Raw genomic sequence first — 15,000 nt, 5'->3', positions numbered from 1 at the left:
CATCCCTTCGTCATCCACGGGCGGAGCAAGGAGCGTAGCGACGCGGCGCAGACCCGAGGATCCATTCCGTGCCGTCTGTGCGATGCGACGGCGCAGAATCAGGCCTGGTGGGCGCAACCATCATTCTGAGCCGCTGTGTCCGTGCCGGCCCCTCGCGGCATGGATCCTAGGGTTTCCGCGACGTCGCTGCGCGACTGCTCCACCCTAGGATGACGAAGTCGCGTAGGGCTCCGCCAATCGCGGGCGCGTGGACGCCTATAAGCGTTGCCCGCCGGGCGCTAGTGATCCCTCGGCCGCCTCGCCTCGAACTCGGCCTTCTTGGCGTCCGAAGCCTCTGTCTGGTTGAGCGCCTGCCAGTCGGCATAGGGCATGCCGTAGACGATTTCGCGCGACTGATCCTTGCCGAGGTCGACGCCCTCGGCATTGGCGGCCTCGCGATACCAGTTCGACAGGCAGTTGCGGCAGAAGCCGGCGAGGTTCATCAGCTCGATGTTCTGCACATCGCTGCGTTCGCGCAGATGCTCGATCAGCCGGCGGAAGGCGGCGGCTTCGAAATCGCGTTTCTGTTCGTCGCTGAGCTCGGTCATGTCTTGATCCTCACAGCGGCCCGGTGCGCGAGCCGAACATTTTCACCTGATGTATATCGGGACGACGATCGATGGCGTCAACGATCGGCGCCAGCCGTTCAGCCCACGCGATCGCACCCTTCTGATCAGCGATCAGGTCCTGACGGATCTCGATCAGCGCATGGGGAAAGCCGTTGACGATGGCGTGCTTGAACATGGTGTCGCCGCGCAGCGCGCCATCATAGGGTTCGTTGTCGCCGACGACGAGGTTTGTGTCCTGCGCCAGCATGTCGATCAGCGGCCGCGCCACGCGGTCGTCGAGGTCCCAAAGGATGCCGACATGCCAGGGCCTCGCAATGCCTTGCATGGCCGGGGTGAAGGAATGCACCGAGAAGATGAAAGGCGCTTTGCCTGAAGCCTGCGCCACCGAGGCGATCATGGCGCCGACCGCGTCGTGATAGGGCCGATAGAAGCCGTCGAGCCGCCTTTCGCGTTCTTCCGATGCCATCGGGTAGTTTCCCGGCACCACGGTGCCGTCATAGAGCTGACGGATCAGCGTCGGGTCGTCCTCGCCGCGATTGGGGTCGATCAGCAGGCGCGAATAATTGGCGATCACCGCCGGCACGTCGAGCGCTGCCGCCAGTTCGCGTATCACCGTCTCGACGCCGATGTCGTAAGCGATGTGACGCTCGAGTTGTGCCGCCGGCAGGCCGAGGCTGCCATACTCCTCCGGCAGGTCGCGGCGGGCATGGTCGGCGACAAGCACGATGCCTCGCTTGCGGTCGCCTTCGACAAGATCGAAAGGCGCGAAAACTGTGGATCGGGTCATTGGCTGAAAAGGTCTGTTCGCTGGCTTCCGGGGAGGGTGGTATCGTCATTCCACGAAGAGGACGCTGGCGCAATGCCGTTGTTTGGCCACGGTTTCTGCGAAAATCCGGTCACGCGCGGCAGATTGCGTGTCGGGGGCCTTTCTAAATCGATTGGAATTGGACAGAACGGCGCGTTGACATGCGCCCGGACTTTTCCGAAAAGGGGCGTTGAGAGATGCAGATGACGTTGTTGAGGGGTTTCGGGATGGGTTCCGCCGGCAGGCCGCGTGCGCGCAGCGCCTTTGCCGTGCCGCTCCTGGCCTTGACGGTGGGACTTACCGCGCTGGTCGCGGCCTCGCCCGCCCGCGCCGATTTCCGCGTCTGCAACGCCACGCAGAACCTGGTCGGCGTCGGCATCGGCTACCGCGCCAAGGCCGGCTGGATCACCGAGGGCTGGTGGCACATCGAAGGATCGAGCTGCAAGACGCTGATCGAAGGGCCGCTGTCATCAAGGTTTTACTATCTTTATGCAGAAGACGCCGAGCGTGGCGGGCGTTGGGATGGCCCGATCAACATGTGCGTGGCCGAAAAAGAGTTCAAGATCGCCGGCGTTACCGATTGCGTCGCCCGGGGCTTCCAGCGCGCCGGATTCCAGGAATATGACACGGGCGAGCAGGCAAGCTGGATGGTCCAGCTGACCGATGAGTCCACAACGGGAGGCGCACCAGCCGCCCCGGGAACAAACAGTCAATGAGACGTAGCCGCAAGGTCAAGATCCTCGCCACCATCGGTCCAGCCTCCTCGTCCGAGGAGATGCTGCAGAAGCTGTTCGAAGCCGGCGCCGATGTCTTCCGCATCAATATGAGCCACACCGACCACGAGCTGATGCGCACGCTGGTCGCCCGCATCCGCGCCGTCGAGGAAAAGGTCGGCCGTCCGATCGGCATCCTGGCCGATCTGCAGGGGCCGAAGCTGCGCGTCGGCAAGTTCGCCAACGGCAAGGAGGTGCTGACGGCTGGCCAGACCTTCACGCTCGACAACAATCCCGAGCCCGGCAATTCGACCAGGGTCTACCTACCGCATCCCGAAATCCTGAGCTCGGTCGAGGCCGGCCACCGTCTGTTGATCGACGACGGCAAGCTGGAGCTCAAGGCTCTGAAGAGCGACGGCAAGTCGATCACCTGCACGGTCGTCGCCGGCACGACGATCTCCGACAAGAAGGGCGTCAGCCTGCCCGACACCGACCTGCCGGTCGGTGCGCTGACCGAGAAGGACCGCAAGGACCTCGATGCGGTGCTGGCGGCAAGCGTCGACTGGGTGGCGCTGTCCTTCGTGCAGCGGCCGGAGGATCTCGCCGAAGCCCGCAAGATCGCGCGCGGCCGGGCGCTGATCATGGCCAAGATCGAAAAGCCGCAAGCCGTCGCCCGGCTGGCCGAAATCATCGAACTGTCCGACGCGCTGATGGTCGCCCGCGGCGATCTCGGTGTCGAAATGCCGCTCGAAGCGGTGCCCGGCATCCAGAAGCAGATCACGCGCGCGGCGCGCCGCGCCGGCAAGCCGGTGGTCGTCGCCACGCAGATGCTGGAATCGATGATCACCGCCCCGGTGCCGACCCGCGCCGAAGTCTCCGACGTGTCGATCGCCGTGTTCGAGGGCGCCGACGCCATCATGCTTTCAGCCGAGTCGGCGGCCGGCGCTTATCCGGTCGAGGCGGTGGCGATGATGAACCGCATCGCCACCAAGGTCGAAACCGACCCGACCTATGCCGGCATCATCAACGCGCAGCGCTCGGAGCCGGAAGCGACCGGCGCCGACGCCATTTCGCTCGCCGCGCGCGAGATCGCCGAGACGCTGAAACTGTCGGCGATCATCACCTATACGGCGTCGGGCACCACGGGCCTGCGCGCCGCGCGCGAGCGGCCGCAAGTGCCGATCATCGCGCTGTCGCCGATCCTCAACACGGCGCGGCGGCTGTCGCTGCTGTGGGGCACACATTGCGTCGTCTCGCCCGATGCCGTTGATCTCGACGATATGGTCGACCGCGCCTGCCGCATCGCTTTCGAAGAGGGGTTCGGCCAGCCGGGCGACCGCGTCATCATCACGGCCGGCGTGCCGCTGAGGACGCCGGGCTCGACCAACATGCTGCGCATCGCTTATGTCGGATCGGACGCGCAGGTCAGCCGCAACATAGGCTGAGAGAGGCTTCAACGCGTCACAGTTCGCAGCGCTCTTGCCGCGGCTTCGGCGTGATCGAGGCGCCGAAGGAAGTGGCGAGCCCGGGGAACGGGGTCGTGCAGGTACTGGTCCGGACCCAGTATCTTTCGCCGGTTGAGTTCGACCGTGTCGAGCAGATCGAAATCGACCCTGGTGATTGCGCAGTGCCATCCGGGGCTGTGCGATGCCCAGCCTCTTCCATGGTGTTCCAGCAGCCGCTCACGGGCTGAATAGCCATGGTAGTCGAACGCGATAACGCCGTTGGTCACATAGATATGGTTCCCGGAAAAGCCCTCGCCTGGAAGGATACGTTCGCCGTAAAATCCTTCCAGAGGAGGGTGCTCGAGAAAGGCGCCTGCGAGAATGGCGCAGCCGCCATGGCCGAAGAAGACGCGGTCCGGCAATGCCCATCGCTTCTCCGGGTTTTTCTTGATGCCGTGTTTCAGGACGTACATGAGGCGATCAGGTCGGGGCGAGTTCCGCGTCGGGCACCGTGATGTCGGGGCATTGCCCCTCATTGTAGGCGTCGCCGGCGATCCGCGTCTCCACGGTTTTTGCCAGCGCCTTGAGGTCGACGTCCTTGCCGGCGACTTTCTCGATGGCGCCGACGACGAGGTCTGGTGCGATCCAATCCGGCTTGTGGCCGAGATTGTGGACCCAGATCAGCTCGGCGCCCGGAATGTCCTTGACCAGGCCGACCGAATGGATCGAGGCATAGACCACCTTGTCACGATCGCCCGAGATGACGATCGTCGGCGCCTTGATGTCGCGGTAATGCGGCGCGGCCCTGAGCGCATAGTCGTAGAGGCCGGCGACATCGATGGCATTGGCGCGAAAAGCGCCGGGACGCAGCACCAGCGGGATCGAGGCGTTGCCGACATAGAAGTCCGGCACCTTGTTGGGCGAAAACACGCAAGCCGTGGCGCCGTTCATCTGCAGTGTGCCGGCCGGATAGGCCAATGTCTCCGAGAACAGCCAGCCAATGATGGGGGTGGCGGTCAGCTTATAGTACCAGGCGGTCGCGCCGCCCGGCCAGGGGTGGCTGACCGGCGACAGGAAGACGAGGCCGAGCGTCTTGTCGGGGTGCTCGCGACCAAAGGCGGCGGTGACCACGCCGCCGAAGGAATGGCCGACGATGATGGCCTTCTGAATGCCGAGGCGGTCCATCAGCTTGGCGATGGCGTTGGCTTGCGCCGACGGGCTTTCATTGTTGCCGGGGCCGCGTTCCGACCAGCCGAACCCCGGCCGGTCGACGAACACCATTTCGGCGCGGCCCTCGAGCAAAGGCCGGATCGGCAGCATTTGATCCCTAAGGTTGGCGCTGGCGCCATGGATGAAGACGATCGCCGGCAACTCGGCATTTCGTGGCGCCGGCACGTGGACATAGTGGATGCGAGCGTCGTCAATGTCGGCAAATTCGCCGGCAGGCGGATTGCGCCACTCGATCAGCCATGCGCCGGCGCGGGTGACACCGGCAAGGGCAAAGACGAGCGCGAGGAGAAAGGCACAGGCGGCGTAGATGAGGTTCATGAGGAGAGGTACGGGGGTGGAGGGGGATAAGTTTTGGGCAGTAGGGCAGTAGGGCAGTAGGGCAGTAGGGCAGTAGGGCAGTAGGGCAGTAGGGCAGTAGGGCAGTAGGGCAGTAGGGCAGTAGGGCAGTAGGGCAGTAGGGCAGTAGGGCGAGCCATTCCCGGCACTTCACATACTGCCTTACTGCCCTACTGCCTTATTCCCCTGACTCAAATGCCTTCGCCGGCAAGCTCTTCCGAAAGGGTTGCGACCTGGTCCTGGGCGCTGCGCATCATCGGGTAGATGGCCAGCACCTTCTGCCAGGCTTCGAGCGCCGATTGCTTGTGGCCGGTGGCGGCCATGATCTGCGCCAGGCCAGAAAGCGCGCCGAAATGGCGTGGTTCCAGCTGCAGCGTCTGGTCGATGTCGGACATCGATTTCCCGAAATTTCTCATCATGTAGTGCACGGTGGCGCGCCGGTTCCAGCCTTCGGCATATTTTGGCTGCAGGGTGACGACCTGGTCGAGGAAGTCGAGGGCGACGTCGAACTTCTGGTCATCCATCGCCTTTTGCGACCATTGCATCATCAGGTCGATCGAGGCGCTGCCTGACTGGAACCATTCGCCCCAGATGCGCCCGGCGATGCGCTCGGCAGCCTTTTCGTTGCGCTCGCGCTTCAGGTCGGCAAACAGCTGGTCGAGCCGGGCTTCCTTGGTCACGGCAACCGGCGGCGTCGTGGCGGCCGGTGGATCATCCGCTCGCACTGCTGTGGCGCTGAACAGGAAGAGGGTCGCGAAAAATGCAAAAAGAATCCGCATCGCCGGAATCTAACCCCGGACGGCGGATCGTCAAACTGAAATTAGCGTGAAAGTGCCGGATCTCCGGCAAATAACATCACAGGGACGGAGGCAACGAGCCTCCGGCCGAAAACTCAGCCCTGGCGCGCCTTGTAGCGCGGAGCGGTCTTGTTGATGATGTAAATGCGGCCCTTGCGGCGAACCAGCTGGTTGTCGCGGTGACGCGCCTTCAACGCCTTGAGCGAATTCTTGATCTTCATGGTCTTGCCCGTCGGTCTGGGCCCTGTCCGGGCCGAATTATTAAGGCGCGCCAGAAGACGCGCCTTTGAACTTGCGTGGCTCATAAACGAGGAGCCTTGCCCGTGTCAACCGCAAGCGTGCCGCATAGAGGCTGAGAACGGCTTTGGCCATCAAATATCCGCCATCTCGGCTCGACGCCATTGCGCCGCCGAAGGCGGGCTGGAATGGTGCGGCGCCCGCAAGCTGATTTGGAGAGGTCCGTGCGCCTGTTGTTTGTGTTCGCCTGCCTTGCCGTTCTGGCAGCGGCCTCCACCACACAGGCGCAGGAATGCGACCGCAACGACGACAGCCAGCAGATGATGAACATCTGTGCCGGCGAGGACTATCAGGCGGCTGACGCCAAGCTCAACCAGGCCTACAAGGATCTGATCAGCCGCAACGACGACAAGAGCAGGAAGCTGCTGCAGGTCGCGCAGCGCGCCTGGATCGCCTTCCGCGACGCCGAATGCGCCTATACCACGACAGACAGCGAAGGCGGCTCCATCCATCCGATGGAGGTTTCGCAATGCCTGACCGAACTGACGGAGCAGCGCACCAAGCAGCTGACGTCCGGCGCCAATTGCCAGGAAGGCGACGCGAGTTGCGCCAGCCCCGATGAAGACGGGGATCTGAACAACGAGCTGCAATAGGGTCCACGCCCCTCAGGCAAAGCGAGCGCGCTTTCCTGGAATTGCTCAGCTACGCCGGCTGATGCGGGTGAAATGGCCCATCTTGCGGCCTGGGCGGGCTTCCGCCTTGCCGTAGAGATGCAGCATCAGTTCGGGCTCGGCGAGCAGAGCGGGTACGCGCAGGACGTCGTCGCCGATCAAATTCTCCATGACGCAGTTGGAATGCCGGCCGGGGTTGCCCAGCGGCAGGCCGGCAATGGCGCGGATGTGCTGCTCGAACTGCGAAACGATGCAGGCAGCTTCCGTCCAGTGGCCGGAATTGTGCACGCGCGGCGCCATTTCGTTGGCCAGCAGCGAGCCATCGGCGAGGGCGAAGAACTCGACGCCGATGACGCCGACATAATCGAGGGCCGACAGGATTTTTGCCGCCGCCGCTTGCGCCGCCGCCGCCGTTTCCAGCCTGATCTGGGCCGGCAAAGTGGAAGTGTGGAGGATGCCGTCGCGGTGGACATTCTCGGCCGGATCGTAGGCGGCGACAGCGCCGTCCGGCCCGCGCGCGGCGATCACTGAAATCTCTCGCTCGAAAGCGACGAACGATTCCAGAATCAGCGGCACATTGCCCATGGCCTCGCAGGTGCCGGCAAAGCCGCCGGTCTCCATGTTGCGGAAGACACGCTGGCCCTTGCCGTCATAGCCCATGCGGCGCGTCTTCAAGATGCCGCTGCCCGAGAACTCTCGCAGCGCCGCGGTCAGCTCGTCGTCATTGTCGACAGTGCGGAAATCCGCGGTCTTGATGCCGATGCCATTGAGGAATTGCTTCTCCGTGACCCTGTCCTGCGCCACCTCCAGCGCCCTGGGTGGCGGATAGACCGGAACCTTGGCGGCAAGCGCGCTGGCGGCGGCCACCGGCACGTTCTCAAATTCGTAGGTGACGACGGCGCTAACCGCTGCCAGTTCGGCAAGGGCGGTGGCATCGTCATAGGCTGCCGTGATCTGCCGGTTGGCGAGCTGGGCCGCCGGGCAGTCCGCCTGCGGCTCGAGGATCACGGTGCGGTAGCCGAGGCGCGCGGTGGCAACAGCCAGCATGCGGCCGAGCTGGCCACCGCCGATGATGCCGATGGTCGATCCCGCCGGCAGGCTCACGGCGCGTCCGTCGGTTCAGCGGCGACCTTGGCGGTCTGGGCGGCGCGCCAGGCATCGAGCCGGGCGGCGAGCCGCTCATCGTTGAGCGCCAATACGGCGGCTGCCAGAAGGGCGGCGTTGGCCGCACCCGCCTTGCCGATGGCCAGCGTGCCGACCGGGATGCCTGCCGGCATCTGGACGATGGAGAGCAGCGAATCCTGACCGGACAGCGCCTTCGATTCGACCGGCACGCCGAACACCGGCAGCGGCGTCATTGCCGCCGTCATGCCGGGCAGGTGGGCGGCACCGCCGGCGCCGGCGATGATCACCTTGTAGCCGGCCGCCTTGGCGCCCTTGGCGAAATCATAGAGCCGGTCGGGGGTGCGGTGGGCGGAGACGATCAGGCGCTTGTGCGGGATGCCAAGCGCCTCAAGCGTTTCGGCGGCGTGGCGCATCGTCGCCCAGTCGGACTGGCTGCCCATGATGATGGCGACGTCGGCGCGGTGATCGGTCAAGCGCATGCTCCCGGCGGCAAAGGCGCGCCTTAGCGGAATTCGGCATCGACGGCAAGGATGCGCGGCGCCTGGTAGTGTCTCAGTTTGAAATTCCGATCTTCGACCATGGAAGATTCGCTATGCCGTCTCGCCGGGTGTAGGGTGCCTTGTAGTCCGATCTACGGAGCAATTCACGGAGCATAGCTATGCGTGGTTTGATCCTTGGCCTGGCTGCCATTGTGGTCACCTCGCCATTTGCGCAGGCAGGAGGAGGCGACAGCACCGCCGGCCAGACGGTCATGGTGAAATGCCAATCGTGCCACGGCAAGGATGGCCTCGGCAAACTGTCTTACGTGCCCAATATCGCCGGGCAGAAGTACGACTATCTCGTCGCCTCGCTGTGGGGTTACAAGGTCGGACAGCGCAAGAGTCAAATGATGTCGGCGGTCGTCAAGAGCCTGAGTGATGAAGACATCGCCAATGTTGCGGCTTACTATGCCGCGATCAAGTTTACCGTCGAAGCTCCGCCTTAGGCCCCTTTTTGTATGGTCCGCGCGGACCCGGCTTAGGCGCTACGGCGTCCACCTTCTCGCAAAGATCGTCCATCGACCAAAGCGTTCCGTCCCCATGCTTTCCGCTAAGCATGGGCGGTTTCGCCTAGGGCTTCAAACGTGACCGGCGATTTTCTGGATTTCAAACTGAGACACTACCCGGGGCCTGGTGTCTTTTGGTGATGTCAAAACCGGCCGTTAGCTACCGGAACGTTCGACCTGCGGCGCCGAGACCAGCACGGCCGAAGCGGCGTTGGCGGCGGCGAGGGCCACCCGCATGGCCTGTCCCCTGGCTAGGGCTGCGGCCAGCGCACCGACGAATTCGTCGCCCGCGCCATGCGTGCTGACAACCTTGACCGGAATGGCAGGGAGCGCGAAGGCTTCGCCGCTCCGCTCACAACAGGCGACACCTTCGCCGCCTGCCGTGACAATTGCCGTGGGGCAGAGATCGACAAGGCGTCGCGCTGCCTGCGCGGCACCGTCGAGCGTTTCGACCACCGCCATGCCGGCCAGGAATTCGGCCTCAATGGCGTTGACGATGAGGATGTCGACCAGCGCGATCAGATCATCGGAGAGTTTGCGGGCCGGAGCCGCGTTGAGCACGACCTGGCCGCCCCTCGTTTTCACCGCGCGCGCGGCGGCGATGTTGGCGGCCTCGGGCACTTCGTTCTGCAGCAGCAGCACCACCGTTTGGGCCACCATTTCGGAAGCCGAGGCAATGTCGGCCTCGCCCAAAGTGAGGTTGCTGCCCGAGACGATCACTGCGCCGTAGTCGCCTTCTGCGTCGAAGATCGCGACGCTCATGCCGGAGCCTGTATTCCGCACCACCCGCACACAGCTGTGGTCGACGCCGGCGCGCATGAGATTGGCCAGCAGAGCCGTGCCGAAATCATCGTCGCCGACGGCTCCGATCATCGCCGCACGCACGCCGGCGCACGCCGCCGAAACCGCCTGGTTGCCGCCCTTGCCGCCACATTTCGGGTGCCAGGCATGGCCGGTTACGGTCTCGCCCTTGCGTGGCCTATCAGGCGCATCGACCATGATGTCGTAATGCAGGCTGCCAAACACGGTGACCAGTGGCGGATTGCTCATGAGCCGCGGTCTTTTCGTTTTGATTTAACCGCCGACATGGTGCGGCCAAGATTGCGCTCCGCCGACTGGGAATCGCGCTGCGCTACCGCCACGAACAGCGCGTCGAGAATATTGAGCTGTGCAATGCGTGCCGCCGCATTCTCTCCCATCAATGGCGAGCCCTGCGCGGTCGAGCACAGCACGATGTCGGCTAACCCAGCGAGTGGGGACGTGTCGTAGTTGGTGATGGCCAGCGTGCGTGCGCCGTTGCTGCGGGCCAACTGGATGGCGTCGATCACGGCCGACGTGTTGCCGGAATGAGAGAAACCGACGGCGATATCATCGGCGCCCAGCAGCGAGGCCGACATCAGCATCATGTGCGAATCGTCATAGACGGACGCGCGGATGCCAATGCGCAGGAATTTGTGCGAGACGTCGCGCGCGATCTGCGCCGAACCGCCGACCCCATAGAAGTCACGGTTCCTTGCCCTGTAGAGCAAATCAGCGGCACGGTCGAATTCTGCGATATCAAGGATCGCCAGCGTTTCCTCCAGAGCCTGGATCGAGGTGCGGAACACTTTTTGCACGATTTCCGCAGGGCCGTCGTCCAACGACAGCTCGCGGTGCATCTCCGCTGTCGGCAGGCGGCTGTATTCATAAACGGCAGTGCGGAACTCGCGATAACCGGAGAAGCCCAGCTTTTTGGCAATCTTGACCACCATCGCCTCGGACACGCCCGACTCCCCGGCAATCTCCTTCAGGGGAATGCTCTCGTCGAAGCGGCGCCGGCCGAAGACGGTCTCCACCACCTTCGCTTCCAGCGGGGTGAGGTTCGGCATCATCATGCGGATGCGCGGACCTACCGCTTTCAGGTCCATCCCGCTCAGGCTCATGTGTCCGGTCCGAGCATGATTTCTTGGATGATGGCCTGCGATGTCACCGCGTCCTGGCTGCCTATCGCGGCGGACAGACGGTTGTCGCGGTCGATCCGGTCGACGATGTGCAGCATGCGTTTGACGGTGGCGATGTTGACTTCGCATTCGTGAACCGGATCGAGCCCCGTCATGTCGGGGAACGTGTCGAAATAGATTGCGCCGACGTAGCCGTCGCGGCGGATCTGCCTCAGAAGTTCGATGGTCTGCAGCGTATGCACGGCGCCAACCATCAGCCCATCGTCGCGCTTGGCGTAGCCGTCGTTGAGATGCACGCCGAGCAGCTTGCTATGACGCGCCACCAGCGCGGCGGCAAAGGCCGGTTGCTCGTCGGCATAGAGCACATGGGCGAAGTCGAGCGTAACGCCGAGATTGGGAAGGCCGACATCGCGGATCGCCAGCAGTGTCGTCGCCGCATCCGGCATCAGGCTGTAGGAGCGGGGTTCATTGGGTTTGTATTCCAGGCTTATCTGGCAATCCGGATCATGTGCGGTGACTTCACGAATTCCATCGATTTCGTGTTGCCACATCGCCGCATAGTCGGCCTGGAAGGCGTAGTCGAAGCCGTCCTGGCCAAGCCAGAGCGTCATCAGGCTGGCGCCAGCCTCACGCACTGCATCGATGCCGGCCTTGGTCATGTCGATGGCCTCGCGGCGCACCGCCGGATCGGGATTGGTGAAGGCGCCGAGCTTGAAGGCCGGATTGGAATAGTAGCGCATGGCAAAGCCGTTGATGCCTAGGCCGAGCTCGCGGAGCCTTCGTGCAATTTCAGCAGGCTTTTCGCCGACATGGTCGGGAAAATTCAAATCGACGTCGGTCAGCCCGGCAACCTTCGCGGCGCGCGCCGCCATCTGCATCAGGGACGGCTTTCCGGTGAGGCCGGGCCACTCCGCCTGTGGGCGCGAAGCAAAGGAATTCAGGCGCGTGGCGAAACGACTGGCTGTCATGGTCGACCCTTTTGGCGATCGTGACTTCACACAAACGAAGAATTTTGTAAAGTTTCAATTTGGCGTCACACCGCTGCCTTGCGGAAGCGGGCGACGAAATCGTCGAGCTCGGGGCGCTCCATGTCGGAGATCGCCCAGTAGGAGAAGGCGCCGTCGCTCCAGTGCACCATGGAGAAGCCGCCCGAGGAAACGTCCTTCGGTTCGGTGACGCGACCGCCTTGCTGCGGCTCGGCCACCAGCGTGATCAGGTGCTCGCGGTGGCGGTAGACCAGCGCCGGAACCGGACGGCCCGAGACCACCTCGACCCGGCCGCCGATCAGCGCGAAGCCATCCGTGGCAAGATCGGGCGCCGGCGGCGACACACCGATGCGGGCATCGAGCCATGGCTTCACCGTGTGGCGGTCGGACGAGACGATGTCGATCGGGCTGGCAGCGAGCAGGCTGCGGCGATGGTCGCCGGCGATCTCTGCTGCGACGCTGTCCGATGCGGCATTGAACATCACCCATTGCGTGGTGCCGCTGGCCAGCACTGCGGTCATGACAATCGACGCCGCCATGGCGCGCCAGTCGAAGGAGCCGAAGCGGCGCACCCTTGGCGATGGCCTCGCCTGGGAAGGCCGCGTATCGGTGGCTCGCCGTTGCTGGGCTGCACCGGCGATCAATCCCGGCAGCGCCGACGGTGCCTCGCCCTGCGGCCGTTGTGCCGATGCCGTACCGCCGCGATGCGGGCCCGAAAGGCATCGCTGACATCGGGGCGCGGCAAGCGGCCGACCGCGCCTTGCAAGGCAAGGATGCGGGCATGCTCGGCGGCAAGCGTCGGATCGGCGGCGATGCGGCGTTCCACGGCAAGTGCGGCGGCCGCATCGAGTTCGCCATCAACCAGAGCGTGGATCATCAGCCTGATGCCTTCGGGATCGTTGGGCAGTCCGTCATCATGGGCGGTCATGGCGCTCTCCCCAGTTCGGACGCAAGCAGGCCGCGAGCCCGCGCCAGCCGTGACATCACCGTGCCGATCGGCACGCTAAGCATGGCCCCTATTTCACGATAGCTGAAGCCGTTGATGTCGCGCAGCACCAGCGTCTCGCGGAACGGCTGCGGCAGCGCGGCGACCGCGGATTCCAGCGCTGCCGTATTGGCCTTGGCGATCAGGCTCGCCTCTGGACCTTCCTCGTCCGGCATACTCGTGCCGTGTGCAGCCGCCATCTCGTCGAGATCGCCGAGGTCGCCGACGGCCATCATGCCGCGCGGCCGGTTGCGTGACATCCAGGTGTAGGCGGTGTTGCGCACGATGGTCAGCAGCCAGGCGCGCGTGTTGCCGCCGGCATAGCCTGACATGCCGGCATGCGCCTTGATGCAGGCGTCCTGCACGACATCTTCGGCGTCGGCGGCATTGCCGGTCAGCCAACGCGCCAGCGCAAGCGCGTCGCCGAGATGCGGCAGCACCACTTCTTTGAAGCGTTCGGCCAAGGCCCTCTCGCTCAAGGCAGCACCATGATCGGACACTCCAGGACGAACAGGCCTTGCGCTCTCAGCCAGTGCCGGTCTCGCCCTGCTTGTGCGGGCGAACCCCGCAGAAACAGGCAAAGCCGCCTGCAGTAGCGAAAGTGAATTCATCTGCGTCACCGGTGTCAAGCGCCATGGAAAGGAGACTGGTGACGCTCATGCGGTCCAGCGCATGACGACGGCTGGTGCCGTGGCCATGATCGCGATCCCAGTAATGATGCGGCATATCCGTCTCCTCAACGCCAGCGATGGCGTATGCCGAGAAGACCTGCTTTGACGGCGGTTTATTCCCGCAGTGTGCAAATCCGGCTGTTCACAGTCGCGTGATCGGCCGGAGTGCATGAGCTTTGTTTGGCCTCGTTGGCGATCAATCCGGCCAGCGCAGAGCGCCGGACAAATCCTTTCGCGGCTGTTTCATTGCATCCGCCGGCCGCTCGACCGCCGTCAGCACGGCGCGCAGGCGCTCGGCGACGATCTCGGCCTCGCCGGGGTGCAGATTGCACGGGTCGAGGAAGAAATGGCCGCGCTCGACCTCGTGGTTGCGCACGATGATCGGCGGCGAGCCTGCGGCAAGTGCCGAGGCAAGGCCGGCGGCGGTGAAGCGGCTTTCGGGCGAGACGAAGATCTGCAGCCGGTCAAGTGGATTGGCGGTCGGGTCGGGAATGATGTGGGCGGCTATGCCCGGTATCCCTTGCAGCGCACCCTTCCAGAGATTGAGCGCCGCTTCCTCGCGCCGGCGGATGCCGGCATGGTCGCGCTTTTCCCAGGCTTCCAGTGCCGCCATGGTGCCGGCGATGCTTTCCTTGCCGACCTTCATGGCGCGGGCGACGCCGCGGTTCTGCAGATAGGCGGCGCGGACAAGATCCTTGCGGCCGGTGACGATGCCGCTGGTCGGCCCCGAGAGGAATTTGTGGCCGCTGTAGACGACGATGTCGGCGCCGCGCGCTAGAAAACTGCGCAGATCATATTCGGAAGCCGCGTCGACGATCACCGGCACGCCCCTGGCGTGGCAGATCTCGCTGAACTCCTCCAGCGACAGCATGCCGTATTGCACGGTGTGGTGTGCGACGACGTAGAGCGCCGCCGCGGTGCGCTCGTTGATCGCCTCGCGCACATGGTAGTCCTGGGTGACGCTGACCGTGCCCGCCGGAATGACCTTGGCGCCGGCGACGCGGATCGACTGGTCGATCGGCGCGCCGTAATTGACGATATGGCCAAGCTGGATGACGACTTCGGACTTCAGCCCTTCGGTATCGTCGGGCAGCCGTTCGATCGCCAGCAAATTGGTGCCTGTCATTGCCCCGGCGATCGCCATGGTGATGCCTGAGGCGCAGCAGGCGGTGATGAAGCCGGCCTCGCCGCCGGTCAGCCGGGCGGTGATCACGCTCGCGGCGCGCTGCAGATCGTCCATTTCCACCCATTGCGAGGCGATCTCGGCCATGGCGCTGATCGCCTCGGGAACGATGATCGAGGCGCCCAGCGTCGTCATCGTGCCGGAGACGTTGATGATCGGCCGCAGCCCCAGCCGTTCGCGGATCGTGGTGTTGGAGCCGGTGTCGGAATAGGTTTTCATGTTG

The 15,000-nt window shown here is 64.3% G+C and carries 20 protein-coding genes; 4 read left to right on the top strand and 16 right to left on the bottom strand.

What is annotated here, in order from left to right; genetic code table 11:
• Positions 1-278 precede the first annotated feature (278 nt).
• Positions 279-587, bottom strand: a complete 309-nt coding sequence (locus ACYHH6_RS01585) for a DUF1244 domain-containing protein (RefSeq protein WP_352593555.1) — start codon at positions 585-587, stop codon at positions 279-281.
• Positions 588-597: 10 nt separating this feature from the next.
• The gene (locus tag ACYHH6_RS01580) at positions 598-1,395 is read right to left on the bottom strand and encodes an N-formylglutamate amidohydrolase (protein ID WP_352593558.1); all 798 of its coding nucleotides are present in this window, start codon (positions 1,393-1,395) and stop codon (positions 598-600) included.
• 245 nt (positions 1,396-1,640) lie between these two features.
• Between ACYHH6_RS01580 and ACYHH6_RS01575 the strand changes: the two genes are divergently transcribed.
• Both ACYHH6_RS01575 and pyk read left to right on the top strand, forming a co-directional pair.
• On the top strand, positions 1,641-2,129 hold the full coding sequence (locus ACYHH6_RS01575; RefSeq protein ID WP_246501904.1) for a DUF1036 domain-containing protein: 489 nt from the start codon (positions 1,641-1,643) through the stop codon (positions 2,127-2,129).
• Positions 2,126-3,571 carry a pyruvate kinase gene (gene pyk / locus ACYHH6_RS01570; RefSeq protein WP_352593561.1) on the top strand — a complete coding sequence of 482 codons (1,446 nt, stop codon included), beginning with the start codon at positions 2,126-2,128 and terminating at the stop codon, positions 3,569-3,571. Before ACYHH6_RS01575 ends, pyk begins: the two co-directional genes overlap by 4 nt.
• Positions 3,572-3,579: 8 nt before the next feature.
• Here the strand turns inward: pyk and ACYHH6_RS01565 are convergent, their stop codons facing one another.
• The 4 genes from ACYHH6_RS01565 to ykgO form a co-directional block, all read right to left on the bottom strand.
• Positions 3,580-4,044, bottom strand: coding sequence for a hypothetical protein (locus tag ACYHH6_RS01565; protein ID WP_352593563.1), 465 nt, complete (start codon positions 4,042-4,044; stop codon positions 3,580-3,582).
• Positions 4,045-4,051: 7 nt separating this feature from the next.
• Entirely contained in the window at positions 4,052-5,119 is a 1,068-nt protein-coding gene (locus tag ACYHH6_RS01560; RefSeq protein WP_352593566.1) for an alpha/beta fold hydrolase, read from the bottom strand.
• Between the two features lie 209 nt (positions 5,120-5,328).
• Positions 5,329-5,916, bottom strand: coding sequence for a tetratricopeptide repeat protein (locus ACYHH6_RS01555; protein WP_352591436.1), 588 nt, complete (start codon positions 5,914-5,916; stop codon positions 5,329-5,331).
• Between the two features lie 113 nt (positions 5,917-6,029).
• Complete coding sequence (gene ykgO / locus ACYHH6_RS01550) at positions 6,030-6,155, bottom strand: type B 50S ribosomal protein L36 (protein ID WP_006203764.1); 126 nt, start codon at positions 6,153-6,155, stop codon at positions 6,030-6,032.
• A gap of 240 nt (positions 6,156-6,395) precedes the next feature.
• On the opposite strand from ykgO, the gene ACYHH6_RS01545 reads away from it, so the two are divergent.
• On the top strand, positions 6,396-6,824 hold the full coding sequence (locus ACYHH6_RS01545; RefSeq protein ID WP_352591433.1) for a lysozyme inhibitor LprI family protein: 429 nt from the start codon (positions 6,396-6,398) through the stop codon (positions 6,822-6,824).
• Between the two features lie 45 nt (positions 6,825-6,869).
• Here the strand turns inward: ACYHH6_RS01545 and ACYHH6_RS01540 are convergent, their stop codons facing one another.
• Both ACYHH6_RS01540 and purE read right to left on the bottom strand, forming a co-directional pair.
• Entirely contained in the window at positions 6,870-7,946 is a 1,077-nt protein-coding gene (locus ACYHH6_RS01540; RefSeq protein WP_352591430.1) for a 5-(carboxyamino)imidazole ribonucleotide synthase, read from the bottom strand.
• Complete coding sequence (gene purE / locus ACYHH6_RS01535) at positions 7,943-8,440, bottom strand: 5-(carboxyamino)imidazole ribonucleotide mutase (protein WP_181057916.1); 498 nt, start codon at positions 8,438-8,440, stop codon at positions 7,943-7,945. The genes ACYHH6_RS01540 and purE overlap by 4 nt, the downstream gene beginning before the upstream one ends.
• A 185-nt stretch (positions 8,441-8,625) precedes the next feature.
• On the opposite strand from purE, the gene ACYHH6_RS01530 reads away from it, so the two are divergent.
• Positions 8,626-8,952: a c-type cytochrome gene (locus ACYHH6_RS01530; protein ID WP_352591427.1), complete on the top strand. Its 327-nt coding sequence runs from the start codon at positions 8,626-8,628 to the stop codon at positions 8,950-8,952.
• A 216-nt stretch (positions 8,953-9,168) separates the two neighbouring features.
• Here the strand turns inward: ACYHH6_RS01530 and ACYHH6_RS01525 are convergent, their stop codons facing one another.
• From ACYHH6_RS01525 to ACYHH6_RS01490, 8 genes are all read right to left on the bottom strand, one after another.
• Positions 9,169-10,062: a ribokinase gene (locus ACYHH6_RS01525; RefSeq protein ID WP_352591424.1), complete on the bottom strand. Its 894-nt coding sequence runs from the start codon at positions 10,060-10,062 to the stop codon at positions 9,169-9,171.
• Positions 10,059-10,934, bottom strand: coding sequence for a MurR/RpiR family transcriptional regulator (locus tag ACYHH6_RS01520; protein ID WP_352591421.1), 876 nt, complete (start codon positions 10,932-10,934; stop codon positions 10,059-10,061). Before ACYHH6_RS01520 ends, ACYHH6_RS01525 begins: the two co-directional genes overlap by 4 nt.
• Positions 10,931-11,920, bottom strand: a complete 990-nt coding sequence (locus tag ACYHH6_RS01515) for a sugar phosphate isomerase/epimerase family protein (protein ID WP_352591418.1) — start codon at positions 11,918-11,920, stop codon at positions 10,931-10,933. Before ACYHH6_RS01515 ends, ACYHH6_RS01520 begins: the two co-directional genes overlap by 4 nt.
• Before the next feature lie 65 nt (positions 11,921-11,985).
• Entirely contained in the window at positions 11,986-12,582 is a 597-nt protein-coding gene (locus ACYHH6_RS01510) for an anti-sigma factor family protein (protein ID WP_488500394.1), read from the bottom strand.
• A complete protein-coding gene (locus tag ACYHH6_RS01505) occupies positions 12,579-12,866 on the bottom strand; it encodes an anti-sigma factor family protein (protein WP_352591412.1) in 288 nt (95 codons plus the stop codon). Before ACYHH6_RS01505 ends, ACYHH6_RS01510 begins: the two co-directional genes overlap by 4 nt.
• Complete coding sequence (locus ACYHH6_RS01500; protein WP_352591409.1) at positions 12,863-13,402, bottom strand: sigma-70 family RNA polymerase sigma factor; 540 nt, start codon at positions 13,400-13,402, stop codon at positions 12,863-12,865. Before ACYHH6_RS01500 ends, ACYHH6_RS01505 begins: the two co-directional genes overlap by 4 nt.
• A 46-nt stretch (positions 13,403-13,448) precedes the next feature.
• Positions 13,449-13,649: a hypothetical protein gene (locus ACYHH6_RS01495; RefSeq protein WP_352591406.1), complete on the bottom strand. Its 201-nt coding sequence runs from the start codon at positions 13,647-13,649 to the stop codon at positions 13,449-13,451.
• Between the two features lie 141 nt (positions 13,650-13,790).
• Positions 13,791-14,996 carry an aminotransferase class V-fold PLP-dependent enzyme gene (locus ACYHH6_RS01490; protein WP_488500393.1) on the bottom strand — a complete coding sequence of 402 codons (1,206 nt, stop codon included), beginning with the start codon at positions 14,994-14,996 and terminating at the stop codon, positions 13,791-13,793.
• Positions 14,997-15,000 lie beyond the last annotated feature (4 nt).

Source organism: Mesorhizobium sp. P171375 (genome assembly GCF_057786075.1).
This window is presented reverse-complemented; position numbering and strand designations above follow the sequence as displayed.